Annotated in this window: 26 protein-coding genes; 18 read left to right on the forward strand and 8 right to left on the reverse strand. The window is 65.6% G+C overall.

Translation table 11 applies throughout. The features are described from left to right. The first annotated feature begins 61 nt into the window (after positions 1-61). From otsB to trxB, 5 genes are all read left to right on the forward strand, one after another. Complete coding sequence (gene otsB, locus F7D01_RS13220; RefSeq protein ID WP_251566877.1) at positions 62-796, forward strand: trehalose-phosphatase; 735 nt, start codon at positions 62-64, stop codon at positions 794-796. Next, the gene (locus tag F7D01_RS13225; RefSeq protein ID WP_215227931.1) at positions 781-2,589 is read left to right on the forward strand and encodes a glycoside hydrolase family 15 protein; all 1,809 of its coding nucleotides are present in this window, start codon (positions 781-783) and stop codon (positions 2,587-2,589) included. The genes otsB and F7D01_RS13225 overlap by 16 nt, the downstream gene beginning before the upstream one ends. A gap of 10 nt (positions 2,590-2,599) precedes the next feature. After that, entirely contained in the window at positions 2,600-3,988 is a 1,389-nt protein-coding gene (locus F7D01_RS13230; protein WP_215227932.1) for a trehalose-6-phosphate synthase, read from the forward strand. After that, positions 3,985-4,770, forward strand: coding sequence for a tyrosine-protein phosphatase (locus F7D01_RS13235; protein ID WP_215227933.1), 786 nt, complete (start codon positions 3,985-3,987; stop codon positions 4,768-4,770). The genes F7D01_RS13230 and F7D01_RS13235 overlap by 4 nt, the downstream gene beginning before the upstream one ends. Positions 4,771-4,836: 66 nt before the next feature. Then, on the forward strand, positions 4,837-5,811 hold the full coding sequence (gene trxB, locus F7D01_RS13240; protein ID WP_215227934.1) for a thioredoxin-disulfide reductase: 975 nt from the start codon (positions 4,837-4,839) through the stop codon (positions 5,809-5,811). A gap of 10 nt (positions 5,812-5,821) precedes the next feature. Here the strand turns inward: trxB and F7D01_RS13245 are convergent, their stop codons facing one another. Further along, positions 5,822-6,250 (reverse strand): MAPEG family protein, encoded by a 429-nt coding sequence (locus F7D01_RS13245; RefSeq protein WP_215227935.1) that lies wholly within the window; start codon positions 6,248-6,250, stop codon positions 5,822-5,824. After that, positions 6,247-6,699 (reverse strand): MAPEG family protein, encoded by a 453-nt coding sequence (locus F7D01_RS13250; RefSeq protein ID WP_215227936.1) that lies wholly within the window; start codon positions 6,697-6,699, stop codon positions 6,247-6,249. Before F7D01_RS13250 ends, F7D01_RS13245 begins: the two co-directional genes overlap by 4 nt. Positions 6,700-7,082: 383 nt before the next feature. On the opposite strand from F7D01_RS13250, the gene F7D01_RS13255 reads away from it, so the two are divergent. From F7D01_RS13255 to F7D01_RS13275, 5 genes are all read left to right on the forward strand, one after another. After that, positions 7,083-8,294, forward strand: a complete 1,212-nt coding sequence (locus F7D01_RS13255) for a saccharopine dehydrogenase family protein (RefSeq protein WP_215229826.1) — start codon at positions 7,083-7,085, stop codon at positions 8,292-8,294. 3 nt (positions 8,295-8,297) lie between these two features. Beyond that, the gene (locus F7D01_RS13260; protein WP_215227937.1) at positions 8,298-8,825 is read left to right on the forward strand and encodes an O-acetyl-ADP-ribose deacetylase; all 528 of its coding nucleotides are present in this window, start codon (positions 8,298-8,300) and stop codon (positions 8,823-8,825) included. After that, a complete protein-coding gene (locus F7D01_RS13265) occupies positions 8,822-9,178 on the forward strand; it encodes a DMT family protein (protein WP_215227938.1) in 357 nt (118 codons plus the stop codon). The genes F7D01_RS13260 and F7D01_RS13265 overlap by 4 nt, the downstream gene beginning before the upstream one ends. Next, entirely contained in the window at positions 9,178-10,353 is a 1,176-nt protein-coding gene (locus F7D01_RS13270) for a carboxynorspermidine decarboxylase (RefSeq protein ID WP_215227939.1), read from the forward strand. Before F7D01_RS13265 ends, F7D01_RS13270 begins: the two co-directional genes overlap by 1 nt. 224 nt (positions 10,354-10,577) lie before the next feature. Further along, on the forward strand, positions 10,578-11,783 hold the full coding sequence (locus F7D01_RS13275; RefSeq protein ID WP_215227940.1) for a type III PLP-dependent enzyme: 1,206 nt from the start codon (positions 10,578-10,580) through the stop codon (positions 11,781-11,783). Here the strand turns inward: F7D01_RS13275 and F7D01_RS13280 are convergent. Beyond that, entirely contained in the window at positions 11,770-12,525 is a 756-nt protein-coding gene (locus F7D01_RS13280; RefSeq protein ID WP_215227941.1) for a YafY family protein, read from the reverse strand. The two genes, F7D01_RS13275 and F7D01_RS13280, sit on opposite strands and share 14 nt — an antisense overlap. Positions 12,526-12,597: 72 nt before the next feature. On the opposite strand from F7D01_RS13280, the gene F7D01_RS13285 reads away from it, so the two are divergent. Next, a complete protein-coding gene (locus F7D01_RS13285; RefSeq protein ID WP_215227942.1) occupies positions 12,598-13,164 on the forward strand; it encodes a glutathione S-transferase family protein in 567 nt (188 codons plus the stop codon). A 43-nt stretch (positions 13,165-13,207) separates the two neighbouring features. Here the strand turns inward: F7D01_RS13285 and F7D01_RS15335 are convergent, their stop codons facing one another. The 4 genes from F7D01_RS15335 to murI form a co-directional block, all read right to left on the reverse strand. After that, on the reverse strand, positions 13,208-13,450 hold the full coding sequence (locus F7D01_RS15335; protein ID WP_251566879.1) for a hypothetical protein: 243 nt from the start codon (positions 13,448-13,450) through the stop codon (positions 13,208-13,210). Continuing rightward, on the reverse strand, positions 13,447-14,001 hold the full coding sequence (locus tag F7D01_RS13290; protein ID WP_251566881.1) for a hypothetical protein: 555 nt from the start codon (positions 13,999-14,001) through the stop codon (positions 13,447-13,449). The genes F7D01_RS15335 and F7D01_RS13290 overlap by 4 nt, the downstream gene beginning before the upstream one ends. 118 nt (positions 14,002-14,119) lie before the next feature. Then, positions 14,120-15,340: a 5-aminolevulinate synthase gene (hemA, locus tag F7D01_RS13295; RefSeq protein ID WP_215227943.1), complete on the reverse strand. Its 1,221-nt coding sequence runs from the start codon at positions 15,338-15,340 to the stop codon at positions 14,120-14,122. Positions 15,341-15,407: 67 nt separating this feature from the next. Beyond that, on the reverse strand, positions 15,408-16,211 hold the full coding sequence (gene murI, locus F7D01_RS13300) for a glutamate racemase (protein WP_251566883.1): 804 nt from the start codon (positions 16,209-16,211) through the stop codon (positions 15,408-15,410). Positions 16,212-16,334: 123 nt separating this feature from the next. On the opposite strand from murI, the gene plsY reads away from it, so the two are divergent. From plsY to F7D01_RS13335, 7 genes are all read left to right on the forward strand, one after another. Further along, positions 16,335-16,946 carry a glycerol-3-phosphate 1-O-acyltransferase PlsY gene (plsY, locus tag F7D01_RS13305; RefSeq protein WP_215227944.1) on the forward strand — a complete coding sequence of 204 codons (612 nt, stop codon included), beginning with the start codon at positions 16,335-16,337 and terminating at the stop codon, positions 16,944-16,946. Continuing rightward, complete coding sequence (gene dprA, locus F7D01_RS13310; protein WP_215227945.1) at positions 16,943-18,049, forward strand: DNA-processing protein DprA; 1,107 nt, start codon at positions 16,943-16,945, stop codon at positions 18,047-18,049. The genes plsY and dprA overlap by 4 nt, the downstream gene beginning before the upstream one ends. Positions 18,050-18,120: 71 nt before the next feature. Next, on the forward strand, positions 18,121-18,633 hold the full coding sequence (locus F7D01_RS13315; protein WP_215227946.1) for a hypothetical protein: 513 nt from the start codon (positions 18,121-18,123) through the stop codon (positions 18,631-18,633). 159 nt (positions 18,634-18,792) lie between these two features. Continuing rightward, entirely contained in the window at positions 18,793-20,328 is a 1,536-nt protein-coding gene (locus F7D01_RS13320) for a vWA domain-containing protein (RefSeq protein ID WP_215227947.1), read from the forward strand. A 95-nt stretch (positions 20,329-20,423) separates the two neighbouring features. After that, on the forward strand, positions 20,424-23,036 hold the full coding sequence (gene topA, locus F7D01_RS13325) for a type I DNA topoisomerase (protein WP_215227948.1): 2,613 nt from the start codon (positions 20,424-20,426) through the stop codon (positions 23,034-23,036). Then, a complete protein-coding gene (locus tag F7D01_RS13330) occupies positions 23,036-23,218 on the forward strand; it encodes a hypothetical protein (RefSeq protein WP_215227949.1) in 183 nt (60 codons plus the stop codon). The genes topA and F7D01_RS13330 overlap by 1 nt, the downstream gene beginning before the upstream one ends. 106 nt (positions 23,219-23,324) lie before the next feature. Then, positions 23,325-24,716: an MFS transporter gene (locus F7D01_RS13335; protein ID WP_251566885.1), complete on the forward strand. Its 1,392-nt coding sequence runs from the start codon at positions 23,325-23,327 to the stop codon at positions 24,714-24,716. Here the strand turns inward: F7D01_RS13335 and F7D01_RS13340 are convergent. Beyond that, a complete protein-coding gene (locus F7D01_RS13340) occupies positions 24,713-26,260 on the reverse strand; it encodes a glycosyltransferase family 39 protein (RefSeq protein ID WP_215227950.1) in 1,548 nt (515 codons plus the stop codon). The genes F7D01_RS13335 and F7D01_RS13340 overlap by 4 nt on opposite strands. Positions 26,261-26,348: the final 88 nt, after the last annotated feature.

Below are 26,348 nucleotides of genomic sequence, written 5' to 3' on the forward strand. Positions count from 1 at the left end.
GAACGTAACATTTCGCAAGTGCAGCATTGAACCGCGCGGCGTTATCGTTATGGCCGCTGCGATGGCGCACCGCACAGAGCTCTCTCCGCCCCCCGCGCTGGCTTCTTTCGAGACGCCAGCGCTGTTTCTCGATTTCGACGGTACACTGGTGGATATTGCCGACGAACCGGATGCGATCGTGGTGCCCGAGGATCTAGCCGATTTCCTCGTGGATCTAGATGAGCGGTTCGGTGGCCGCGTGGCGATCGTCACCGGTCGCTCACGCGAAGATATCGAAAGACATCTGGGCAGGGTGCCCGTCTGCATGGCAGGCTCGCACGGCGCGGCGATCTTCGCCGCCGATGGTACGGCTGTCGGCGATCCTGCCCTTATGATTCCGGACGAGGCCAAGGAGCGCATGAAGGCCTTCGCGACCTCACAGGGGCTGCTTTTCGAGGACAAGCCTCATGGTGCCGGCCTTCACTACCGGGCGAAGCCGGAGATGATCGACGCGTGCGTCGCGTTCGCCGAGGAACTGGCGGAGGAACATGGTCTGGCGGTGAAGCGGGGCAAGCAGGTGATAGAACTGGTCGCACCGGGGGCGGATAAAGGCAGTGCCGTCAAGCGGCTGCTCGAAGGCGCGCCTTTCGCGGGCGCGACACCGATCTTCCTGGGCGACGACGTCACGGACGAAGATGGTTTCGCTGCTTGCGCAAAACATGGCGGGTTCGGCATTCTGGTCGGCGAGCAAAAAGAGACCGCCGCACGCTACCATATCGAAGACGTGGAGAAAGTTCGTCGATGGCTGACGGCATGAATCGCTCGTTGGAACTGTGGCCGATCGGCAATTGCCAGGTCAGCGGCCTGATCGACGCGCACGGCGCGCTCGTCTGGGGCTGCGTCCCGCGCGTGGACGGCGATCCGGTGTTTTGCTCCCTACTCAACGGCGACCGAGAGGACGAGGGCGTTTGGCGTGTCGAACTGGAGGGGCAGGTTTCGGCGACGCAGGAATACCGCCGCAACACTCCGATCCTGGTCACTCGGCTGGAAGCTGAGGACGGCAGCGCAGTCGAAGTCCATGATTTCTGCCCGCGCTTCGAACGCTCCGGTCGAATGTACCGACCGGTGGCCTATTGCCGCATCGTTCGACCGGTGGCGGGCAGCCCGCGCATGCGGATGGTGCTTACCCCGATGCGCGACTATGGAACCGACCTTGCCGCGCATACCAGCGGGACCAACCATATCCGCTATCTGGTTGGCACGCAGGCGATGCGGCTCAGCACCGATGCGCCGGTCGGTTATCTGCTCGAACAGCGCTATTTCCGCGTCGAGAGCGACCAGCATTTCTTCCTCGGCCCCGACGAACCGTTCAGCGGCAATCTGCGCAGCGAAATGCGCCGCATGGAGGCACAGACGCAGCGCTACTGGATGCACTGGGTGCGCGGCCTCCACGTTCCGCTCGATTGGCAGACCGATGTCATCCGCAGCGCCATCGCCCTGAAACTGTGCCAGCACGAGGAAACAGGTGCTATCGTAGCCGCGCTAACTACCTCGATCCCCGAGGCCCCCGGTAGCGAGCGCAACTGGGACTACCGCTTCTGCTGGATCCGGGATTCCTACTACACCGTCCAAGCGCTCAACCGCTTGGGTGCGCTGGACGTGATGGAGAAATACCTCACCTATCTGCGCAACATCGTCGACCAGGCAAAGGGCGGGCACGTCCAGCCGCTCTATTCCGTCATGGGCGACGGCGAATTGGAGGAAGGCGTCGCCGATAAGCTCGCCGGCTATCGCGGCATGGGACCGGTGCGGGTGGGCAATGCCGCCTACAAGCAGGTGCAGCACGACGCCTACGGCCAGATCGTGTTGCCAACCGCGCAAGGCTTCTTCGACACCCGCCTATTGCGCATGTGCGACGAGGGCGACTTCGCCAGCCTCGAACAGGTGGGCGAGATGGCGTGGAAGATGCACGATCAGCCTGACGCCGGCTTGTGGGAATTCCGCACCCGGCAGGAAGTGCACACCTATTCCGCAATCATGAGCTGGGCGGCTTGCGATCGGCTGGCCAATGTCGCCGATCGTCTCGGCAAAACCGATCGCCATGACCTGTGGGCCGAGCGCGCGGCTTCGATCCGCGCCCTGATCGAGAAGCGCGCGTGGGAGGCGGATGACGAAAGCGGGGAGGGCCATTACAAGGCCAGCTTCGAAACCGACTATCTCGATGCCAGCCTGTTGCAGATGATCGACCTGCGTTTCCTGAAGCCCGACGATTGCCGGTTCCGCTCCACCTTCGCCGCGATCGAGCGCGATCTGCGGCGCGGCGCGAACATGCTGCGATACGCGCACGAGGACGATTTCGGCGCGCCCGAGACTGCGTTCAATGTCTGTACCTTCTGGCTGATCGAGGCGCTCCATGTCGCCGGTCGTACGGAAGAAGCCCGCGAACTCTTCACCGCGATACTGGGACAGCGCACCGCGTCCGGTTTGCTGAGCGAGGACCTCGACTGGGAGACGGGCGAGCTGTGGGGGAACTTCCCGCAAACCTATTCGCTGGTGGGTATCATCAACTGTGCCGGCTTGTTGTCCCGGCCGTGGAGCGAAATCAGATGACATCCAGCCGATGAGCCGCCTTATCGTGATCTCCAACCGGGTCGCCGTGCCTAAGGCGCGCGGCGCGGCTGGTGCGCAGGGCGGTCTGGCCGGGGCGCTCAATTCGGCGCTGAAGAAACACAAGGGCGTATGGTTCGGTTGGTCGGGCGAAACCAGCGACAAGGCCGACGGCACCATCCACATGCAGCGTAGTGACGACGGGGTCACGACCGCGACCATCGATCTGCTGCCGCGCGATCTGGACGAATATTACAACGGCTATGCCAATGCCACCCTGTGGCCACTGTTCCACTATCGCATCGATCTGACGAAGTACGAGCGGGAGACCGCCAAGGGCTACGAGCGCGTCAATCAGCGCTTCGCCGATAGCGTCGTCCCGCTGATCGAGGACGACGATCTTGTCTGGGTGCACGACTATCACCTGTTGCCGCTGGCGGACCGGTTGCGCGAGCGTGGATTGAACAACCGCATCGGTTTCTTCCTCCACACGCCATGGCCGCCGACTCGGCTGTTCGTTTCCCTCCCGTTCCACGAGCGGCTGGTGAAGACCATGCTCGCTTACGACCTCATCGGTTTCCAGACCGAGGAATGGCGCGAAAGCTTCCTGCATTATTGCCGCAAGGAATTGCAGGCGGAGGTGAACGAGGAAACGGGCCGGATCGTTTACGACGGCAGCGAAACCATCGCGCGCGCCTACCCCATCGGTATCGACTGGGACCATTTTCAGGAGCAGGGCGCGACCGGCGAGGCGCGGCAGGCGGCCCAGCGCCTGCTTTCCTCGACCCGGCGCCGTATTGCCATGATCGGGGTCGACCGGCTCGACTATTCGAAGGGCCTTCCAGAGCGGATCGATGGGATCGGTCGCTTCTTCGACCAGAATCCGGACAAGGTGCGCGACCTCGTCTATATCCAAATCGCCCCCCCCAGCCGCGAGGATGTGGAAAGCTATCAGCAGATCCGCGCAACGCTGGAACAGAAGACCGGACAGATCAACGGTGCCCGGTCCGAAGTGGACGTGGTCCCCATCCGCTACGTCAACCGTGGGTATTCGCATGCCGAGTTGTTCGGTTTCTTCAGCGCGGCGAAGATCGGCCTGGTCACCCCGCTGCGCGACGGGATGAACTTGGTGGCGAAGGAATATATTGCCGCACAGAACCCGGACGATCCGGGGGTGCTGATTCTGTCGCGCTTCGCCGGGGCGGCGGCGCAGTTGCAGGATGCGGTGCTGGTCAACCCGCATAGTCCCGACGATCTGAGCCATGCGATCGCCAAGGCGCTCGACATGCAGCTGCCCGAGCGCAAGGAACGCTACGAGAATCTGATCCGCACCGTGCGCGAAGATAACGTTCAGGGCTGGACCGAGAACTACGTCCGGGATCTCGAAGCGGTCGAGCGGTGAGCGCCGGGCGACTGCTAGCCCTCGAGCATGTTCACAACTTTCGCGACTACGGCGGCTACGCCGTTCCCGATGGTCGGCTGAAGCGCGGAGCCCTGTTTCGCTCGGGCCATCATGCAGATGCGAGCGGTTCGGATCTCGATGTTATCGGCGGTCTCGGCCTCGCCCATGTGCTCGACCTGCGCGGTAATCGAGAGCGCGAAAGCTACCCGAGCCGCGCCTTTCGGGGCTTCGCGGGCGAGGTGATCTACTACGACGGAGAAACCGCCGGGCTTGCGCCGCATGCGGAGGCGGCGGACGGAGTGCTGACCGAGGCCGACGCACACCGGGCGATGGAGCGGCTCTATACCCGCTTGCCAGAACGCGCCGCGCTGCTGTGGACAGTGCGCCGCTACTTCGCGGCACTGGCGGATGGGAAGGGCGCAAGCCTGATCCATTGCCATGCGGGGAAGGACCGCACCGGAATGGCGGTGGCGCTGCTGCATCATGCGCTGGGTGTGCATCACGACGACATCATGGAGGATTATCTCCTCACCAATAGCGCGGGCAATGACGAGGCGCGGATCGCGCAGGGTGCCGTTGCAATCCGGCGGCGCTATGGCGACGCCTCGGACGAGGCGATAAGGGCGCTGATGGGCGTACGCGCGAACTATCTCGAAGCCGCCTGGCGGGCGCTGGAGCAGAGCCACGGATCGGTCGATGCGTTTCTTGCCGCCGAACTTGGCGTCGACGATGCGTTGCGCGAGCGGCTGCGCTTGCATCTGGTGGAAAGCTCGCCCACCTGAACTGGACCCCCGGTGCCTTGCGCGCGAAGAGGGGCTGCAATTCTCAGGCTTACGGACGATACCATCATGGCTACCCACCGCACGAAGATGCTCATCATCGGCTCCGGCCCCGCCGGCTATAGCGCCGCGATCTACGGCGCGCGCGCGATGATGGAACCGATCGTGGTGCAGGGCCTGCAACCGGGCGGTCAGCTGACCATCACCACCGATGTGGAGAACTATCCCGGCTTCAAGGACGTGATCCAGGGCCCGTGGCTGATGCAGGAGATGCAGGCGCAGGCCGAACATGTCGGCACGCGAATGATGTGGGACACCATCGTCGAGGTCGATCTGGCGGGCGGCAGCCCGTTCCGCGCGGTCGGCGACAGCGGCGACGAGTATATCGGCGACGTGCTGGTCATCGCGACCGGCGCGCAGGCCAAGTGGCTGGGCGTGCCGGGCGAGCAGGAACTGGGTGGGAAGGGCGTGTCGGCCTGCGCGACCTGCGACGGGTTCTTCTTCCGCGGCAAGAAGGTAGCGGTGATCGGTGGCGGCAACACCGCCGTCGAGGAAGCGCTGTATCTCACCAACCACTCCGACGACGTGACCCTGATCCACCGCCGCGACGACTTGCGGGCGGAGCGCATCCTGCAGGAGCGGCTGTTCAAATCGGACAAGATTTCGACCCTCTGGAACAAGACGGTGGAGCGGTTCGAGGCGGGGGAGAACGGGGGGCTGAGCCATCTGGTTCTGAAGGACACGCAGACCGGCGAGGAGAGTGAGCTGATCGTCGACGGCGCCTTCGTCGCGATCGGCCATGCCCCCGCGACCGAGCTGTTCGCGGGCAAGCTGCCGATGGACGACAACGGCTATCTGCTCGTCGAGCCGGGCACGCCCAAGACCGAGATCCCCGGCGTCTTCGCGGCCGGCGACGTTATGGACCACACCTATCGCCAGGCGGTGACCGCCGCAGGGACGGGCTGCATGGCGGCGCTGGATGCCGAGCGCTTCCTCGCCACCCTCGAATTCGCCGAGGAAGAGGCGGCCGAAGCGGCGGAGTAACGCCCCGCCCTCAGAACACCGCGATCGCCGCGTGCACGATCAGCGCGATCAGCACCAGGCTCGACAGAGAGAACAGCACGAACCGGACCATCACCTTGTTCGCGGTGACCTGCACCAGCGAGTGCGCCACGCGCAGGCCGACATAGATCCACGCGAACAGGGCGTTGAGCCCATCACCCTGGCCGACCAGGGCGAGCACCAGCACCACCGCATAGAATACGGTAGGTGCCTCATGCAGATGGTTGTAATTGTGTGCTTTCCACTGGACCTCCGGTGGAAGCTTGCGATCGAGCGACTGATCGGGATCGCGTACCGACTGGTCCGGATCGATCTTCATGCGGCTCATTGCGGGAATGCGCGTCGCATACATCCATGCCCACATCACCATGGTCCAGATCATCAGCGCGACGGCGGGCTGGAGGATTGCCATGCCGATCATGCGACCACTCCCGGATCGAAGAACAGGGTCGCATATACCGCCCGGACGGCGAGATAGAGCAGGGCCAGGGAGGAGATGAAGAACAGGAGAAAGCGCGTCGAGACCACGTTGACCGTCGCCTGCCAGATCGAATGGACGATCCGCACGCCGACATAGATCCATGCGGCCAGCACATCGACACCGTTGGCGCCCATCAGCGCCAGGATGATGACCGCCGGATAGAAGATGGTCGGCTGTTCCATCAGGTGCGAATAGTTGTGCGCCTTCCAGTTGACCCGGTCGGGGATGACGCCTTCCAGGTTCTGGCCGCGACCACCGGGAGGCGCTTTCTCAAGCCCGCCGCCCGACACCTTCTTCATAGCGGGCAGGCGTGTTCCGGCCATCCAGCCCAGCATCACCAGGGACCACAGGATCAGCACCGCCGCCGGTGCCAGGATTTGCGCTTGCATTACGTACCCACTCCCTCGTTACGTTTGCCTTGGTGCAAGGCGCACCGCGCGATGTCAAACATCGGTGATCCTCCGCGCGAAGCTGTCCGCATCCGCAAGCCCGAGCCATGGCCGAAGTCCTACAGGATGGAACACATGGAACAGTGTCCTGGCGGCGAAAAAAGCCCTGCTTTCCGCCATGCATGGTCTATGATCGCGAAGGGCGTGAGGTGTGAACGGCACATCGCCCCAATCTGCCGGACGGAGGCTGCGTAGGAAAGCCCGCAAGGTGCGCGCCGCACCCGAGGATCGACTTGCGACGCCGAAGCGTTCGCCTATGTGGACGCACATTAAATAGGCGGCCCCTCGCGGCGGGCCGCATGCAATTGGACGATGGAGACGACATGGCGAAGGTTCTGGTGATCGGTGCGGGCGGGGTGAGTTCCGTCTGCGTGCACAAGATGGCGATGAATGCGGAAATCTTCTCCGATATCCACCTCGCCAGCCGCACGAAGTCCAAATGCGACTCCATCGCCGCGAGTGTGCAGCAGCGCACCGGGCAAACCGTCTCGACCTACGAGATCGACGCCGAGGAAGTGCCCGCGATGGTCAACCTCATCCGCAAGATCGAACCGAGCCTGGTGGTCAATCTGGCGCTGCCATACCAGGACCTGCCGATCATGGACGCGTGCCTGGAAGCGGGCGTCGCCTATCTCGACACCGCCAATTACGAGCCGAAGGACGAGGCGAAGTTCGAGTACAAGTGGCAATGGGCCTATCACGACCGCTTCAAGGATGCCGGCCTGATGGCGCTGCTCGGGTCGGGCTTCGATCCCGGCGTGACCAGCGTGTTCACCATGTGGCTCAAGAAGCACAAGCTGAAGACCATCCGCCAGCTCGACATTCTCGACTGCAATGGCGGCGATCACGGGCAGGCGTTCGCGACCAATTTCAACCCGGAAATCAATATCCGCGAAGTGACCGCGCCCGCCCGCCACTGGGAGAACGGCGAGTTCGTCGAGACCCCGGCGATGGGCAGGAAAGTCGAATTCGACTTCGAGGCGGTCGGCCCCAAGAACATGTATATGATGTATCACGAGGAGCTGGAAAGCCTCGCCCGGTTCAATCCCGAGATGGAGCGCGCCCGCTTCTGGATGACCTTCGGTGACGAGTATATCAAGCACCTGACCGTGCTGCAGAACGTCGGCATGACGCGGATCGATCCGGTGAAATACCAGGGGCGCGAGATTATCCCGCTCCAGTTCCTGGCCGCCGTGCTGCCCAAGCCTGAGACGCTGGGCGAGACGACTAAGGGCAATACCAATATCGGCGTGATCGCGACCGGCGAGGCGCTCGACGGCAGCGGCGAGAAGACGTTCTACATCAACAATATCTGCAGCCACGAGAAGGCTTACGAGGAAACCGGCAACCAGGCGGTCAGCTACACCACCGGCGTCCCCGCCATGGTCGGCGCAGCAATGATGGTGCAGGACACCTGGACCGGTGAGGGCGTGTTCAACATGGAGGAATTCGACCCCGATCCGTTCCTGGACATGCTGGGCGAGAACGGCCTGCCCTGGGACGTGAAGGAGTTGGACGGGCCCGTCGGGTTCTGACGTATGAAGGTCGCCGCCACCATGATCGAGGCCCTTAAAGGCAACATCGTGACGATGCACTTCGACGCGATCGTCAACGCGGCGAATTCCTCTCTCCTGGGCGGCGGCGGTGTCGACGGTGCTATCCATCACGCGGCGGGACCGGAGCTGCTCCGTGAATGCCGTCATCTGGGCGGTTGCGAGACCGGTCGGGCGAAGGTCACCAAGGGCTATAGCCTGCCCGCCGACCACGTCATCCACACGGTCGGCCCGGTCTGGCGCGGCGGCGATAGCGGCGAGCCGGAGCAGCTGGCGAGCTGTTATCGGGAATCACTCACCCGCGCGGCCGAGGTCGGCGCGCGCTCCGTTGGCATTCCGGCCATATCGACCGGTATCTACGGCTATCCGCTGGACCGCGCAGCGCAGGTCGCCGTTAAGACGGTGACGGAAATGGTGGCTGATCATCCCGGTGCGTTCGACCGCATTGCTCTGGTGTGCTTCGACGACAGGACGTTGGCTGTCTTCGCGAATGCGCTGAGGAGTTCGAGGTGAGCCCGAAATTTGCGCTGCTGGCGCCGATCGGCCTGCTGGCGCTGTCGAACATCGTGATGAACACCGCCTGGTACGCGCATCTCAAGGCACCCGGCCGGGCGCTGTGGATCGCGGTGCTGGCGAGCTGGGGGCTGGCGTTCTTCGAATATGCGCTTGCCGTCCCCGCCAACCGGATCGGGGCGCAGGCCTACTCGCTCGCGCAGCTCAAGACGATTACCGAGGTGTTCTCCCTGACCGGCTTCGTTATCGTCGCCTGGGCGCTGTTCGGGGAACGGCCGAACTGGAACACCGGGATCGGCTTCCTGCTGGTCGCGGCCGGGGCCTATTTCATCTTCAAGGGACCTTTCAAGTAATGGAAACGAGAGCCGGCGATCCGGGCGCCTTTGCCGATTTCGACCTGTCGCGCGTCGACAGCCCCGCCTTCGTGGTGGATGCGGCGAAGCTGCGCGCGAACTGCCGGGTGCTGGCCGACATCCGCGACGCGGCGGAGATCAAGATGCTGTCCGCGCTCAAGGCGTTCAGCATGTGGAGCGCGGCCCCGATCCTGGGCGAATATCTCGATGGCGTGTGCACCAGCGGGCTGTGGGAGGCACGGCTCGCCTCGGAGTTCTACGACGGCGAGATCAGCACCTATTGCGCGGCCTACAAGCCGGAGGATCTGGAGGAGGTCTGCCGCCTGTCGGATCACGTCATCTTCAATTCGCCGCAGCAGATCGTGCGCGCCAGCGCGATCCTGGAACAGGCGAAGCTGACCGGCGGCGATTTCGATGTCGGCCTCCGGATCAATCCGCAGGTGCCGACGGGCGAGGTGCCGCGCTACGATCCGTCGAGCCCCGGTTCGCGCCTCGGTTTCCCCATCGACCAACTCGAGCCGGAAATGATGGAGGGGATCGACGGTATCCATTTCCACAATCTGTGCGAGCAGGATTTCGAGCCGCTGGCGCGCACTTGGGACAAGGTGTTCGACGCGATCGAGCCATGGTTCGGGCAGCTCAAATGGATCAACATGGGCGGTGGGCACCACATCACCCGCGCCGATTACCAGCGCGACGAGCTAATCGCGTTCCTGCGCGACGCGAAGGACGATACCGGGGCGGAAATCTATCTCGAACCGGGGGAGGCCGTCGCGCTCGATGCGGGCATCCTCGTCGGCACGATCCTCGACACGGGCGTCAACGAGGTGCCGTTCGCGATCACCGACATTTCCGCTACCTGCCACATGCCCGACGTGATCGAGGCCCCTTATCGCCCCGCGATGCTGGGCGAGGTAGCGGGCGGCGAATCGCCGGTGCGGCTGGGCGGGCCGTCCTGCCTCGCGGGCGACGTGATCGGCGATTATTCGCTGCCCGTGGCCAGCGAGGCGGGGCAGCGCATCGCCTTCCTCGACCAGGCGCATTATTCGATGGTGAAGACCAACACCTTCAACGGCGTGCCGCTGCCCGGAATCTGGCTGTGGGACAGCGAGACCGACGTTCTAGAACAGGTCAAGTCGTTCGGATACGAGGATTTCCGCAATCGGCTGAGCTGACGGTTCGGCGTTCGCCGCGCACCGCGGGCCGCGCGAGATGGGAACTTCGCGGGGCCTTCGCGCATAGGTTTCGCAAAGCCGAAAGGTCGCCAAATCTCGCACATGGATTTTCATTTGCGATTAATCGCAGAGCCCCTATATGCGCGCCTCCGCTGCCCCAAGGGGACTCTAGACAACCGCAAGGCAGCCTTGTCTGAAACGAACCGTTTTGGGGGTCCCTTGAATTGCTCCATCATCCTGACGCCCGGTCTGTAGTTCGCGCGCTCGCGCCGGACGCACCCGTTATTCTGCTCCGTCCGCACGCCGCGGCGCGGGCGGCGCGTTTCTTCGTCGAGAAGTTCCGCGGGCGCTCGCTCTATGCGGTGAAGGCCAATCCATCGCCCGCGCTGCTGCGCGTGCTGTGGGATGCCGGCGTGACCCATTACGACGTCGCCTCCATCGCCGAAGTGCGACTGGTGCGCGAGACGCTGCCGCAGGCGGAGCTGTGCTTCATGCACCCCGTGAAGTCGCGCAACGCGATCGCCGAGGCCTATCACGTCCATGGTTGCCGGACCTTCAGCCTCGACACGCCCGAAGAGCTGGAGAAGATCGTCGCCGCGTGCCGCAAGGATGACGGTAGCCCGGCGAAGGATCTGAAGCTGCTGGTGCGCCTGCGCGTTTCCAGCGAGTTCTCCGAGCTTTCGCTCGCATCGAAATTCGGTTGCGACCTGACCGAGGCGCCCGCGCTGCTCGCCGCGACGCGCCAGCATTGCGACTGGCTGGGCGTGTGCTTCCATGTCGGCAGCCAGGCGATGACGCCGTTCGCCTATGTTCAGGCGCTGGAGCGCGCGCGCGCCGCGATCGTCGCGGCGTCGGTGTTGATCGACATCGTCGATGTGGGCGGTGGCTTCCCGAGCGTCTATCCCGGCATGGAGCCTCCGCCGCTGGAGGATTATTTCGACGTGATCTTCCGCGCCGCCGAATCGCTGCCCGTCTCCTATTCCAGCGAGCTGTGGTGCGAACCAGGCCGGGCACTGAGCGCGGAATTCTCCTCGCTGGTGGTCAAGGTGGAGAAGCGTCGCGGCAACGAGCTGTATATCAACGACGGTGCCTATGGCGCGCTGTACGACGCTGCGCATGTCGGCTGGAACTTCCCCGTTCGCGCACTGAAGGACGGTGCGGACACTGCGACGATGGCGGACTATTCGTTCTACGGGCCGACCTGCGACGATGCGGATTATATGGAAGGGCCGTTCGCACTGCCCGAGGATATCGCGCCGGGCGACTATATCGAGATCGGGATGCTGGGCGCATACGGCGCGGCGATGAAGACCGCCTTCAACGGCTTCGACGCGGTCGAATGCGTGACCGTCACCGACGAACCGATGGCGAGCCTCTATGACGGCAGCCGGACCCGGCCCGCGGCCGACAACGTGGTCAGCCTGCGGTAGGACCAAGGCTGGCGGAGCGGGAAGCGCTCTCCCGCTCCGCTGCTTCCTGCGCCCGCCACTGGGCGATGCGCATCGTGGTATACCGGCGGAGCAGTTCGACCCGGCGCGGGCGGAAGCTCCGCTCGCCCCGCGCAAGCCGTTCGATCCGCGCGACTTCGAACGTGCGGTAATCCTCTCGCAGCAGGCACCAGCCGACGATCATCAGCGTCGTCGGGCTGTAGGACATGCCGAGCGGCAGGATCTCGCGCTCGCTGCGGTTACCCTGCCGGTCGCGATAGGCGATCGTCACGCTCGTTTCGTCCCAGCAGCATTCCCGCAGCAGTTCGACATCGATCGTGATCGCCGCGCGTTCTTCCACAGGCCGCCAGGACCGCATGATAGCGTGCATGGCCTGGCGCGACTGCCGGTCGGGCAGGGTGGCGATGATCCGCGCCATCGCGTCGCGACCGGCTGAGGCGAGACCTTCGTCGCCGAGTTGCTCCAGACTGCCCACGGCCAGCATCAGCGCCTCGGTCTCCAGGCGCGAGAAGCTTTGGGGAGGGAGCGCCGGGTCCTCTGTCAGGGTGTAGCCGTAGCCCGCCACGCCATCGATCAGCGCGCCGCCCGCGCGCAGTGTGGCGATGTCGCGATAGAGCTGGCGCAGCGAAATTTCGGTTTCCGCCGCCAGCCTTTCCGCCGTGACGGGCGCGGGCAGGCGCCGCAGCGCGCCGAGCAATCGCATGAGCCTGTCCTGCCGTGCCATTACCCGCTCCTGCCGCGTTCTGTCAGCAGAGGCGGTCTATGCCTTTCGAACCGAAATCGAAAGGAGAACTCCATGCCTGTGCTCTATCATTCGCCGCAGTCGCGTTCCGACACGGTGGTCGATCTGGTTCGCCTGTTGAAGGCCGATGTGGAAATCCGCGAGGTCGCCATCGTCCGGCAGGATGGATCGGGCGGACCGGACCCGGAAAACCCGCACCCGGAAAAGAAAGTCCCCTTCCTGGTCGACGGGGCCGAGCAGGTTCGGGAAAGGGGCGCGATCATGCTCTACCTGACCGACGCCTATCCGCAGCAGAAGCTGGGACCCCTCGCAGGCGAGCCGGGCCGGGGCGCGTATCTGTCTTGGCTCTCTTACTATCAGGGGGTGATGGAACCGCTGATCGTCATGCGGTGGGCGGGCCTGTCGCATCCAGCGATCGAAGCGACCTTTCGCGACGAGGCGACGATGCTGGAGCGGCTGGCCGAGCCGCTGCGTGAGGGGCCGTATCTGCTGGGCGAGCGGTTTAGCGCTGCCGACCTCCTATGCGCATCCCCGTTTCGGTGGTTCAGCGACCTGTTGCCGGACGAGCCTTTGATCCGCGAGTGGGTGGAACGGTGCGCGAAGGAGAGCGCCCAAGGGTAGAGGAGTGGGCGCGGGACCTTCGCAGGTTCCCGTGCCCACTCGCTCAACCGTACCGATCCCGGTGCCGGTCGAGCACCGGTTTGACCCGCGCCAAGGCCGCCCCGATCTTCTCGGGGAAGACTTCCGGGCCCAATGCCATCGTGCTGTTGTGCGCGGTGGCGATGCGGCGCGCCTCGTGCCATTCGACGCCAAGGTCGATCGCCCATTCGCGAAAGGCGGCTGCCGCACCCGGCTGTTTCTTCAGCGCGGAAGCGAGTGTGGGATGGAAATCCAGCCGTTGGTTCATGGGCATGAGCGACAGGGGCCACGGCAGGTCGAGCCGCGAAAGAGTGTCGTCGACATAGATCGTGCCGCTTGCGGGATGATAGGCGAGCACGGACCCAAAATGGGTGTCTTCCTTCTCGCACACCAGGTCGACGCCGCGGGGGGTGGAAAATTCGATTGCCCCTCGGTGACCTCGTCTGGCAGGCCGTCCTCGCACAGTTCCGACTCCCAAGGGAGGATATGGAACTTCTCGATATGCCGCCGCGTGCCGTAGAGCGCTGCGTTGGGGAAGGCCCGGTGCATCCATTCGATATGTAGCGTGTGGAAAGGATGCAGATTGATGATCGCCGCCACTTTAGAGCCGCCATCGGTCAGCTGATCGACCTGGGGGCGCACAGCATCGGGCAGCGTGTAGCTATCGAGAAATACGAACTTTCCGGATGGAAGTTCAACGAGCGCGCAGTGTGTTCCAACGTTCAGGACGCCGCCGACACGAAAGGTGCCTCGCAGGTGATGGAAGCCGTCGCCGAAATCGGCGAATCGTTCGGATGGGTTCGGGTTGGCGTCGGTCATATACCGAACAGCGAGAAACCGCGCCAAGGGTTCCGGATCAATCGCACCCCTGCCGTTGATCGCCTGCGGGATCGCGTGCGCACTTTCCTGGCCGCTGGCGCGCAGTCGCGCCCGGTCGTCAGGCGGCCTGGGCCAGATCGAGTTCGAGACGGTCCCAGATCTCGACCAGCGCGTCAGTCAGCTCGCGCATCATTTCCTCGGTATGGGAGGGGCCGGGGGTGAAGCGCAGACGCTCCGTCCCGCGCGGCACGGTCGGGAAATTGATCGGCTGCACGTAGATGCCGTATTCGGCGAGCAGGATGTCGCTGATCTTCTTGGCGCGGACCGGATCGCCGACCATCACGGGGACGATATGCGTCGTGCTCGGCATGACCGGCACGCCCGCGTCGGCCATCATCGCCTTTAGCTTCGCCGCGGCCGCCTGCTGCGCGTCGCGCTCCTCGCTCGAACCCTTGAGATGGCGGACGGAGGCAAGCACGCCGGCGACCAGCGCGGGGCTGAGCGAGGTGGTGAAAATGAAGCCGGGCGCGTAGCTGCGAATGCAGTCGATGATGCGCGTATCGGCCGCGATATAGCCGCCCATCACGCCGAACGCCTTGCCCAGCGTGCCTTCGATGATGTCGATGCGGTGCGCCGCCTCGTCGCGTTCGGAGATGCCGCCGCCGCGCGGGCCGTACATGCCGACCGCGTGGACCTCGTCGATATAGGTCAGCGCGTTGTACTTCTCCGCCAGGTCGCAGATCGCGTGGATCGGGGCGACGTCGCCATCCATCGAATAGACGCTCTCGAACGCGATCAGCTTGGGCGTCTCGGGAGCTTCGGCGGCGAGCAGCTGTTCCAGATGGGCCACGTCGTTGTGGCGGAAGACGCGCTTCTCGCAGCCCGAATTGCGGATGCCGGCGATCATGCTGGCGTGGTTCAGCTCGTCGGAGAAGATCACGCAGCCGGGCAGCAGCTTGGCGATGGTGGACAGCGTCGCGTCGTTGGAGACGTAGCCGCTGGTAAACAGCAGCGCGCCTTCCTTGCCATGCAGGTCGGCCAGCTCGGCCTCCAGCTCGACGTGGAAATGGGTGTTGCCGCCGATATTGCGGGTGCCGCCCGAACCGGCACCGACATCGTGCAGCGCCGCTTCCATCGCGCCGATGACCTTGGGGTGCTGGCCCATCGCGAGGTAATCGTTGGAGCACCACACCGTGATCGGCTTCGGTCCGTTATGCCCGGCGAAACATCGCGCATTGGGGAAGGCCCCCTTGTTGCGCAGGATGTCGATGAAGACGCGGTAGCGGCCTTCGGCGTGCAGGCGATCGATCGCCTGATCGAAGATCTGTGTGTAGTTCATGGCGCTGGCCGCGCGATACGCCCGTTTTCCGCCGATTTCCACCGCGATCTTTGCGAACGTTTCGCAGTTAGAAGGCGCGCAAATCTTCGATCCCGACTTGCCGCAGGGCGTCGGCGCGCTGTTCCAGCGTGTCGATCGGCCCGGTCGTGACGGCGAAGTCCGGCGCGCGGCGCGCGAACGCCTGCCCGCCGGTGAGCGAGACGATGCGGCGCGCGATACCCTCTGCCCCGTCGACCAGCGCGACTCTGGCGCCGAACGCTGCTGCCAGCTCCTCGCGCAACAGAGGGAAGTGCGTACAGGCGAGCACCACGGTATCGATCCGGTCGCCGCCGGGCTGGGCGCGCAGGGCCGCCACCGCCTGGGCCACCGCTTCGTCGACCCCGGCGCGCCCGGCGAGTTTCGCCTCCGCCGCTTCGACGAGGCCCGGCGCGGCCTGGCGCAGCAGGGTCTTGTCCGCCGCGAACGCCGCCTCCAGCCGATCGACATAGCCCTGCCGGATGGTCGCCGCGGTGCCGAGCAGGCCGATGATGCCGGTCTTCGTCATCGCCGCGGCGGGCTTGATCGCGGGTACGGTGCCGACGATCGGGATCTCCAGCACCTCGCGCACCATGCCGAGCGCGATGGTGCTGGCGGTGTTGCACGCGATGCAGGCGAGGCGCGGCTGATACCGTTCGCCCATCCGGCCCAGCAGCCCCGCGACCCGCGCCGCAATCTCCGCCTCGCTCTTCTCGCCATAGGGCAGCCCCGCGAAATCGGCCGCGTAGATCACCGGCGCATCGGGCAGCACGCGGCGCAGCGCGGCGAGCACGGTGAGCCCTCCGACGCCGGAATCGAACAGCAGGATGGGGGCCGAAGCCGAGCTTTCTTCCAAAACCGAGCGTCCCGAGCTTGTCGAAGGAGCGTCCTTCACTTTAGGTGCTGCGCTAGAAGAAAGTGCAGGGCTTCGACAACCGCCTTCGCGGTCGCAGGCAAGCTCGGGCCGAACGGAGGTTTTGTGGAAAGCTTGCTCGCCGCGCTGCTCGGATACCTGCTGGGCTCGATCCCGTTCGGCCTGCTGCTGACCCGCATGGCGGGGCTGGGCGATGTGCGCCAGCAGGGCAGCGGCAATATCGGCGCGACCAACGTGCTGCGTACCGGCAGCAAGTGGCTGGCCGCGGCGACGCTGGTGCTGGACCTGCTGAAGGGGTTGGCCGCGGTGCTGCTGGCGCGTCATTTCTTCCCCTATCCGGCCGCGGTGCAGAGCATCTGGTGGGGGGCGGCACCGGCCGCCGCGCTGGGTGCGGTGCTGGGGCACTGCTTTCCCGTCTGGCTCGGCTTCAAGGGGGGGAAGGGCGTCGCGACCAATGCGGGCGTCGCCTTCGGCCTCGCCCTGCCGCTGGGCCTCACCTACGCCTTCGTGTGGATCGGGATGCTGGCGCTGACGCGGATCAGCTCGCTCGCCGGGATGAGCGCGGTGGTGTGCGCGGCGATCGCGGCGGCGCTGTTCGGCTATCCGGTCTATGTCCCCGTGCTGGTCGCCATCGCCGTTATCGTCCTGTGGCTCCACCGCGCCAATATCGGGCGGCTGCTGCGGGGCGAGGAACCCCGGGTCGGCAAAAGCAAGTGAGCGCGCCCGCGCTGTCGCAGGCGGAGGCCTTCGCGCGCATCCGCCTGCTGCGCAGCCCGCGGATCGGCCCGGTGAGCTTCGCCCAGCTGCTCGGGCGCTTCGGCAGCGCGGAGGCGGCGCTGGAGGCGCTGCCCGATCTGGCCGGGCGGGGGGGCAAATCCTATACGCTGGCGTCACGCGATCTGGTGGAGCGCGAGATCGAGGCGGTCCGGCGAGCGGGCGCGCGCTACCTCTTCCACGACCAGCCGGACTATCCCGCGCTGCTGCGAGAGGCGGACGGCGCGCCGCCGATCCTGACCTGGCGCGGCGACCTGACGCTGGCGTCGCGGCCCTGCGTCGCGATGGTCGGGGCGCGCAATGCCAGCGCCGCCGCGGTCAAGCTGGCGCGCGAGTTCGCCGGGGCGCTGGCGGAGGAGGGCTTCACCGTCGTCTCGGGTCTCGCCCGCGGAATCGACGGCGCGGCGCACGAGGGCGCGTTGCCCGCTACCATCGGCGTGATCGCGAGCGGGATCGACATCGCCTATCCGCCTCAGCACGAGGATCTGCACCGGCGCATCGCGGAAGAGGGTCTGTTGCTGGCCGAACAGCCGCCGGGTACGGAGCCGCGCGGCAGCCATTTTCCGACACGCAACCGCATCATCGCCGGGCTCGCGCTCGGGACGGTGGTGGTCGAGGCCGCACCCAAGTCCGGCTCGCTCATCACCGCGCGGCTGGCGGGCGAGGCGGGGCGCGAGGTGATGGCGATTCCCGGCAGCCCGCTCGACGCGCGCAGCCATGGTTGCAACCTGCTGATCCGCGAAGGGGCGGTGCTGGTGCAGGAGCCGGGCGACGTGGTCGAACTGCTGTCGGGTTTCGACGGCACGCCGCGCTCCTCCGTGCGCGAGACGGGGGAAAGCTACCTCGCCGCCGCGCCCGAAGAGCTGGCCGATGCCGAGCCGGCGGACGTCGCCAACCTGCTCTCGACCGCGCCCGTCGCCGTGGACGAACTCATCCGCCAGTCGGGGGAGGGTCCGGCCTCGGTCCAGCTCGCGCTGCTGGAGCTGGAGATCGCCGGACGGCTGGTGCGCCACGCCGGGGGCAGGGTGAGCCTTTCCGCGGCCTGATCGCCGGATTACGTACACGGTGGGAGCATCGCCGCGCTGGTAGGAGGGGGGAGAAAACCATGTGGAATTCCATGAATTCTCATCGCAAGTGGGCGCTTGCCATCGTGCTGATCCTGTTCGGAGTCTCTGCTCTCCTCGCAATACAAGACAGGCCGCAGAATCCCTTCGAGGCCATCCCGGGCGCGCTTCTAAGCGCGTTGGCAATGCTGATTGTGAGCGTCGCGGCCGTGTGCACATTGTTCGTCCCGGCGGACACCGAGACCGGGAAGCTGCGGATACTCGACCGGTTCCTGCCTGCTATCGCGCTGATCGCTTCGGTAGCGTTGCTGAGCTTCATAGACGGGCGCCACAGCCGATACGATGCGCTGGCCTTCGCGACCGATCATGCAGATGATCTTGCGGGACCGCCCCCACAAAGCGTGCCCTATTTCCAGGGAATTCCCGACGGCGGCAGTGCCATTATCGCTTCGCCGGGTCGCAACCCGATGACCTTTTCCGCAAAGACGCGCCTTCGCCTGACCAATGGTGACATGCATTCGTGCAGGAAGCTGGACGAGAAACTGTGGCTATGCGGTTTCGGTTAGGTCCTTGCCGGTTAGTGCCATATCCGCGACCCGCCGTCTGAGGACGGCTGCAAGCGTTCGCTCAAGGATTTCGGGGCTGTTGAGCTGTTGACGCTCATCCCCGGTTCACCGTGGCCGCCCCAACTTCGTGCAACCTGATCGAAGAATGGGGAGTTTTCGATGCGCGGTCCGATAGCCTTTCTTTGCAGCGTCGCCTTGCTCGTGCCCGGTCCCGCCGGTGTCGGAGCCGCGGCTCTGGCGCAGGATGCTTCGCCCCGGGCCGGTGAGGGCGCGTATTGCCGCACGCCGGGGCCGCTGCCCGATCTAGAGCCCGAGAAACGTCCGGCGCAGGAAGCCAATGAAGAGGGCGAGAGCGGCGCGGCGGACTCGCTAATGGAGCGCGGACCGCCTCCACCTCCGCCTCCGCCACCACCACCGCCTCCTCCGCTTGCAGCACCTCCTCCGGTGTCGATGGCGGTCGACAGCGTGGTCGTCACCGGCAGCAGGGCGGACCGGCCGAGTGCGGCAGAGACTGCAGCACCGGTGCCCGATGAAAGCGCGGACAGCCGCGTCATGCCGCCCTATCCCCCGCGACCGCCGCAGCCGCGCCCGCAAAGCGGTCTGCTGACCGCGGGCGAGCATGACGATCTCGTCAATCCCGAACTCTATGCCGCCTATCAGCGCCGCTCCGATCTCGGGCAGAAGGCGCGCGACCTGCCGCAGCTCGACACGGCGCGCCTGTTCACCGTGGAACTGCGCGACGAACGCGGTCGCGCCATGCCATTCGAGACGGTCGAGCTGCGTTGCGCCGACGGCAATACGCTGAGCATGGAAACCGTGGCCGATGGCAGCGTGGTGTTCTTCCCCGATCTCGACCGGCTGAGCGACCGCGTGTGGGTTCGCGCGGGAGGCGGCGACTGGCGCATGGCGAACCTTTCGCGCCAGCCGGGCGGGCAAGTGGTGAAGATCACCGCCACGCGCGATGCCCGGGCGGTAACGAAGCTCGACCTCGCGCTGGTGGTCGACGTCACCGGCTCGATGGGCGACGAAATCCGCTACCTCCAGGCCGAACTGGAATCGATCATCGGTGCGCTGGAGAAGCGGCATCCCGAGCTCGATATCCGTGTCGGTTTCAGCTTCTACCGCGACCAGGGCGACGATTTCGTCACCCGGACCTACCCGCTCGACGGCGACGTCTCGAAGGCGCAGGCCCGGCTGGCGCAGCAATCGGCGAACGGTGGCGGCGATTACGAAGAGGCCATGCAGGATGCGCTGGTGCGCGCCGCCAATCTCGATTGGCGCGACGATGCGGTGAAGTCGCTGCTGCTGGTCGCAGATGCGCCGCCGCACGATGGCGATATCGGTACCGCCTGGCTCGCCGCCGAGCATCTGCGGGGCAAGCGGGTGCATATCGTGCCGGTCGGGGCATCAGGCGTCGGGCCGATGGCCGAATACGTCATGCGCGCGATGGCCGCCGCCACCCAGTCGCGCTACACCTTCCTCACCGACGACAGCGGCATCGGTAACCCCCATGCCAAGCCGGCGATCGACTGCTACCTCGTCACCCGGCTCGACCAGCTGCTGCGCCGCGTGATCGACAGCCAGATCTCGGGCCGCCGGATCGAGCCGGAGCAGGGCGAGGTCATCCGCAGCGTCGGCCAGTACGATGCCGGTCGCTGCGTGCTGCCGCCCGATTTCGGGGAGCAGCAGGACTAGACACCGTTTCGCAAAGCCGCTTGACGGGCCGCGAACTCCGTCACCACATTCGCGCGTATACACACGTACACGCGTAGGGACTGCGAAACACACATATGCAACTCGTTATCGTCGAGTCGCCGGCCAAGGCGAAAACCATCGAGAAATATCTGGGCAAGGACTTCAAGGTCCTCGCCAGCTACGGCCACGTCCGCGACCTGCCGCCCAAGGACGGCAGCGTGCGCCCGGACGAGGATTTCGCGATGGACTGGGAGCTCTATCGCGACAAGCAGAGCCGCTTCAAGGAGATCAGCGACGCGGCGAAGAAGGCCGACCGGCTGGTCCTCGCAACCGACCCCGACCGCGAGGGGGAGGCGATTTCGTGGCACGTTCGCGAGCTGCTGGGCAAGCGCAAGGCGCTGCCCGCGAAGGTCGAGCGGGTGACCTTCAACGCGATCACGAAGAACGCGGTGACGGAGGCGATGGGGCGTCCGCGCGATCTCGATCACGATCTGATCGACGCTTACCTCGCGCGCCGGGCGCTCGACTATCTTTATGGCTTCACCCTGTCGCCGGTGCTGTGGCGGCGGCTGCCCGGCGCGAAGAGCGCGGGCCGCGTACAGTCGGTCGCGCTCCGCCTGATCGTCGATCGCGAGCGCGAGATCGAGGCGTTCAAGCCGGACGAATACTGGTCGGTCGTCGCCAAGATGGAGCAGGACGGCACCGCCTTCGACGCGCGGCTGGTGCGCTTCGACGGCGAGAAGCTCGACAAACTGACGCTCGGCAACGAAGGCAGCGCTATGAAGGCGAAGGAAGCGGTCGAGCAAGGCCGCTTCACGATCCAGGAGATCGAGACCAAGCCGCTCACCCGCAATCCCTCGCCGCCCTTTACGACGTCGACCTTGCAGCAGGAGGCGGCGCGCAAGCTCGGCTTCTCCGCCAGCCACACGATGCGGCTGGCGCAATCGCTCTACGAAGCGGGCGCGATCACCTATATGCGGACCGACGGCGTGCAGATGGATGGCAGCGCCATCTCCGCCTGTCGCAAGGCGATCAGCGAGCGCTATGACGGGCATTACCTGCCGGAAAAACCGCGCCATTACAGCACCAAGGCGAAGAATGCTCAGGAAGCGCACGAGGCGATTCGCCCGACCAATTTCCTGCAATCGCGCACCGGTTCGGGCGACGAGGCGAAGCTTTACGACCTGATCTTCAAGCGCGCGATGGCGAGCCAGATGGCGCCGGCGCGGTTGGAGCGTACCACCGTCACCCTGCTCGACGCGAGCGGCCGGCACGAACTGCGCGCGACCGGCCAGGTGGTGAAGTTCCCCGGCTTCTTCGCGGTCTATCAGGAGGGGCGTGACGACAGCGAGGACGAGGACGACAACCTGCTGCCGGGCATGCACAAGGGCGATTGCCCGGCCAAGACGGGCGTCGAGGCGAACCAGCACTTCACCCAGCCGCCGCCGCGCTTTTCCGAAGCGAGCCTGGTCAAGCGGCTGGAGGAACTGGGCATCGGGCGGCCCTCGACCTATGCCAGCACGATCCAGACGCTGCGCGACCGCGAATATGTCCGGATGGAGAAAAACCGTTTCTTCGCAGAGGAATCGGGCCGATTGCTGACGGCGTTTCTGGAACGGTTCTTCGAGCGTTACGTCGCCTACGACTTCACCGCCGGGATGGAGGACGAGCTCGACGAGGTGTCTGGCGGGCGCGAGGAATGGAAGAAGCTGCTCGAGCAGTTCTGGCGCGACTTCAAGCCGAAGACCGAAGAGGTGATGGATCGTAAGCCTTCGGAAGTGACCGAGGTGCTGGACGAATATCTCTCCGACTTCCTGTTCCCCCCGCGCGAGGACGGGAAGGACCCGCGCACCTGCCCGCTTTGCGAGCAGGAAGGGCGCGAGGGCGGTCGGCTGGCGCTGCGTGGCGGCAAGTTCGGCGCCTTCGTGGCGTGTGCCAACTACCCCGAATGCAAGTACACCCGCCGCTTTGCCCAACCGGGTGCCGACGGCGATGCGGCCGAGGACGGGATCATGGGCAAGCACCCGGAAACCGGCCTGGAAATCCACCGCAAGACCGGTCGCTTCGGCCCCTATGTCCAGATGGGCGAGGGCAAGGATGCGAAGCGGGCCAGCATCCCCAAGGACTTGCCGGATTTCGATCTGGAATGGGCGATCAAGCTGCTGAGCCTGCCGCGCATAGTCGGCGAACATCCTGAAACCGGCAACGAAATCGAGGCGAATATCGGGCGTTACGGCCCTTATCTGCGGCACGATGGCAAGTATGCGAAGCTGCAGACGACACAGGACGTGTTCGACACCGGCATGAACGCGGCCGTGACCCTGCTGGCAGAGGCGGCCAACCGCAAGGGCGGGGGCCGGGCGAAGGCGGAACCGATCAAGACGTTGGGCGAGCACCCCACCAGCGGCGGCGAGATGAAGGTGATGCCCGGGCGTTATGGCCCTTACGTCACCGATGGCACCACCAATGCGACCATCCCGAAGGACATGAAGCCCGAGGACGTGACCGAGGCGCAGGCGATCGAGCTGATCGACGCGCGTGCCGCCAAAGGTCCACCGAAGAAGAAGGCGCGCAAGAAGGCTGCGCCGAAGAAGAAGGCGGCTGCGAAGAAGGCTCCGGCAAAGAAAGCCGCTGCGAAGAAGGCACCCGCGAAGAAAAAGGCCCCGGCGAAAAGCAAGCCGGCTGCAAAGAAGGACGCGGGCGGCTGATGGCGAAGGAGCATTTCGAGCGCCACAAGCAGCCGTGGAAAGCGGAGGAGGCAGGCCAGCTCCGCACACTTGCGGCGAAGGGGCACGGGTTGAAGGCGATCGCGAAATCGCTCGGGCGGAGCGAGGAGTCGACCAAGGACTTCGCGAAGAAGAACAAGATCGCGATCGCCAAGAAGCGGTAGTCCGACCGGGCGGGACCTTTCTGCCCCTCGCGCGTTGGACCCGCATGCCGCATTTGCGAAGTGTAACCGAAGCGATGGGACCGGCCATCGTAGTGAGCCGTGCGTGGTGAGCGATAGCGGCGACGGCCTGCCCATGCCCCGCCGCATCTGGGCGATCGCGGCGATCAGTTTCGGCACCGCGTTGTTCGTAGTGGATGGCGCGGTCGCCAATGTCGCGCTGCCCACGATCGCGCGCGATCTGAACGTCAGCGACGGGGCGGTGACCAGCGTGGTGACCGTGTACCAGCTGGTGATGGTGATGGTGCTGCTGCCCTTCGCCACGATCGGCGACCGGATCGGGCACCGCAATCTCTACCAGATCGGCCAGGTCCTTTTCTTCTTCGCTTCTGCCGCGGCGCTGCTGGTAAACAGCTTCACGGTGCTGATGATCGTACGCGCGCTACAGGCGCTGGGCGCGGGTATCGCGCTGTCGGTTTCCGCAGCGATGCTGCGCTCCATCTATCCGGCGAAGAGCCTGGGCGGCGGGCTCGGGATCAACAGCGTGATCGTCGCCACTTCCTACGCAGTCGCGCCGACGCTGGGTGGCTTCATCGTCGAACATATCGACTGGCGCTGGGTTTTCGTCGCCGCCGCACCGCTGGCGCTGCTATCGCTCGTCATCGGACGCTATCTGCCCGATCCCAAACCGCGCGAGGGGCGCGTGGACTGGGTCAGCGGGTTGTGGAACGCGGCCACGGTCGCGCTGCTGATCGGCGGGCTGACCATCGCGACGCACGATCGCCTGGTGCTGGGCGGGGCGGCCGTCCTGGCCGGTATCGCGTCCGCGTATTTCCTCTACCGCCGAGAGCGCGGCATGGAGCGCCCGGTGCTGCCAGTGGACCTGATGCGCAAGCCGTCGATCGGGCTGTCGGTCGTCGCCGCGATCGCCGCCTTCATCGGGTCGGCGATGCTGATCGTGGGGCTGCCGTTCCGGTTCGAACAGGGGATGGGCTATTCCCCCGACGAGGTCGGTCTGCTGATTGCGCCGTTCCCGCTCACCATGCTGTTCGTCGCGCCCGCCGCCGGGTGGCTGTCGGACCGGGTTTCGCCGTCCGCCATGGGGGTGGTGGGTATGGCCATAGCGCTCATCGGGCTGCTGCTGCTTGCCTTCATGCCGAGCGATCCGGGCGCGTTCGGTATCGCCTGGCGATTGTCGCTCTGCGCGCTTGGCTACGGGTTGTTCCTCGCCCCCAACTCGCGGCTGATGATCGGGGCCGCGCCCGTCGACCGGTCGGCGGCGGCAGGCGGCCTGCTGTCGACCGCGCGCCTGTTCGGGCAATCGACCGGCGCGGCGGTGGTCGGTGTGATCCTCGCCATCGGTATGGGCCTCGGCCCCGCGCCGCTGCTGGTCTCCGCCGGGTTCGCGGTGCTCGCCGCGATCTGCAGCGCATACCGCTTTCGCGCGACGGGCGCGAACCTGGTGCGACGGCCGCGCCACCCCGACACCGTACGCCCCTAGCGGTCGCGCAGTCTCCAGATTTCCAGCGTGTGGACACCCAGCTGGTAACGCCCGGTCTCGCGATAGTCGCGGGCCAGCGCCCGGTCCATGATCGCGCGCGCCGGGCGGTTGGGCGGATCGGAATAGGGCTCCACCGCCTTCACGATGACCTGAGGACGCTGCGCCACGATGTGCCGCATCTCGGCCGCGGTATCGATGCCCAGCGCGTGCTGTTCCTTCAGGCTGTTGAGATGGGTGGTGAAGAGATAGCGCGTGACCGTGCACGCGCCCGTCGCGTGGTAGAGGCCGGGCTCCCCCTCGTGGATATAGAGGCACCCGTCCGGCCCGAGCTGGCGTTCGATCGCCGCGGCCACGGTGCGGAACTGATCGCGGTTGCCGGCCAGGTGAATGCGGATCGGAACATGGATCGCGGTGCAGATCGTGATGAAGGCCAGCGTGCCGATGGCGAAGCGGCGGCGCATTCCCTGCCAGCCCAGCGCCCGCGCACCCAGCACCAGGAACGGGACCAGCAGCGGCCCGACATAGTGGTCGTAATAGGTCCCGATCAGCAAGAAACCGACAAAGGCAGCGATGGCCCAAGCCTTGATGAAGGCGAGTTGGGGCGATCCGTTACCCCTCAGGCCCAGTCTGCGCGGTGCCCACAGCAGCAGCACCCATAGCGGCGAGAGGAAGAACGTCAGGATGGCCAACCGGCGCACCGCTTTCATCATCCCGCTCTCGCGCGAGAAGATCGATACGAAATTGGCGAAGACGAACTCGTCCAGATGGCCGATCGCGGCATAGGCCGCCATCGCGGCGGCGGTCGGCAGCAGGGCGCAGGCGACCCACGCCACGGCCATCGGAACGATGCGTCCGCGATGCAGGCCGTGGACGTGCGCCAGCCACATCAGTGCGAGTCCGAAGCAAATCCCTTCGAACATCACGGTGTATTTGATCTGCATCGCGATACCGAGCAGCAGCATGATGCCGCATCCGCCCGCGAACAGCTTGCGCGTATCGCCGTCGCGATAGCGCCGCGCGATCCACCATGCGGCGATGGCGACCGGCAGGTTGTAGAACACCGGGGCCTGCCCGCCGATCTGGCTGAAGCCCGCCAGCATGATGGGATAGCAGGCGGCGGCGATCAGCGCCCCGTCGGCTGGCGCGATCATGCGCGCGATGCGATAGAGCACCCAGGCGGTGCAGCCCGCCGACAGGCACGCGGCAATCTGGTACTGGATCACCTGAAACGGCCCGAGCGCGCTGGTCGCGGCGTAGATCAGGAACAGGCCCACGGGCTTCCTGTCCCAGATGTCGATATAGGGCAGCGCGCCATGCAACATGCGCGAGCCGACCAGGAGATAGAACTCCTCGTCGTTGGAGATCACCGGGCTGCCGAAGCTGGCGGCGCGGGTGACCGCGGTGAACGCGATCAGCGCCAGCAGCAGGCGCCAGTCGGCATACCAGGGGCGGGCGGGCGGTTGGAGGAACGTCTGCCAGTTTTTCCGGGTCTGTGGCCGGGTCTCGGCATCAAGGTGCCGGTCGCGCATCAGGGGAAAGGTCATGACGCGCTCGGCTATCCTCGGTTACGGTCAGTTCGCGGGGGCGGAGATGGCGACGGCGGACAGGCGCGAGGATGCCGCGCATTGCCGG

This window comes from Erythrobacter sp. 3-20A1M, assembly GCF_018636735.1.
Classification (GTDB): Bacteria; Pseudomonadota; Alphaproteobacteria; order Sphingomonadales; family Sphingomonadaceae; genus Alteriqipengyuania.

Excerpts from the sequence above, each read along its gene's own strand:
- F7D01_RS13330 (WP_215227949.1), top strand. The coding sequence starts at position 23,036 with ATGGCGAAGGAGCATTTCGAGCGCCACAAGCAGCCGTGGAAAGCGGAG.
- F7D01_RS13245 (WP_215227935.1), bottom strand. The coding sequence starts at position 6,250 with ATGATCGGCATGGCAATCCTCCAGCCCGCCGTCGCGCTGATGATCTGG.
- trxB (WP_215227934.1), top strand. The coding sequence starts at position 4,837 with ATGGCTACCCACCGCACGAAGATGCTCATCATCGGCTCCGGCCCCGCC.
- hemA (WP_215227943.1), bottom strand. The coding sequence starts at position 15,340 with ATGAACTACACACAGATCTTCGATCAGGCGATCGATCGCCTGCACGCC.
- topA (WP_215227948.1), top strand. The coding sequence starts at position 20,424 with ATGCAACTCGTTATCGTCGAGTCGCCGGCCAAGGCGAAAACCATCGAG.
- F7D01_RS15335 (WP_251566879.1), bottom strand. The coding sequence starts at position 13,450 with ATGAACCAACGGCTGGATTTCCATCCCACACTCGCTTCCGCGCTGAAG.
- F7D01_RS13225 (WP_215227931.1), top strand. The coding sequence starts at position 781 with ATGGCTGACGGCATGAATCGCTCGTTGGAACTGTGGCCGATCGGCAAT.
- F7D01_RS13250 (WP_215227936.1), bottom strand. The coding sequence starts at position 6,699 with ATGCAAGCGCAAATCCTGGCACCGGCGGCGGTGCTGATCCTGTGGTCC.
- F7D01_RS13285 (WP_215227942.1), top strand. The coding sequence starts at position 12,598 with ATGCCTGTGCTCTATCATTCGCCGCAGTCGCGTTCCGACACGGTGGTC.
- otsB (WP_251566877.1), top strand. The coding sequence starts at position 62 with ATGGCGCACCGCACAGAGCTCTCTCCGCCCCCCGCGCTGGCTTCTTTC.
- F7D01_RS13255 (WP_215229826.1), top strand. The coding sequence starts at position 7,083 with ATGGCGAAGGTTCTGGTGATCGGTGCGGGCGGGGTGAGTTCCGTCTGC.
- F7D01_RS13315 (WP_215227946.1), top strand. The coding sequence starts at position 18,121 with ATGAATTCTCATCGCAAGTGGGCGCTTGCCATCGTGCTGATCCTGTTC.
- F7D01_RS13260 (WP_215227937.1), top strand. The coding sequence starts at position 8,298 with ATGAAGGTCGCCGCCACCATGATCGAGGCCCTTAAAGGCAACATCGTG.
- F7D01_RS13280 (WP_215227941.1), bottom strand. The coding sequence starts at position 12,525 with ATGGCACGGCAGGACAGGCTCATGCGATTGCTCGGCGCGCTGCGGCGC.
- F7D01_RS13340 (WP_215227950.1), bottom strand. The coding sequence starts at position 26,260 with ATGACCTTTCCCCTGATGCGCGACCGGCACCTTGATGCCGAGACCCGG.
- F7D01_RS13290 (WP_251566881.1), bottom strand. The coding sequence starts at position 14,001 with ATGACCGACGCCAACCCGAACCCATCCGAACGATTCGCCGATTTCGGC.
- F7D01_RS13320 (WP_215227947.1), top strand. The coding sequence starts at position 18,793 with ATGCGCGGTCCGATAGCCTTTCTTTGCAGCGTCGCCTTGCTCGTGCCC.
- F7D01_RS13270 (WP_215227939.1), top strand. The coding sequence starts at position 9,178 with ATGGAAACGAGAGCCGGCGATCCGGGCGCCTTTGCCGATTTCGACCTG.
- F7D01_RS13230 (WP_215227932.1), top strand. The coding sequence starts at position 2,600 with ATGAGCCGCCTTATCGTGATCTCCAACCGGGTCGCCGTGCCTAAGGCG.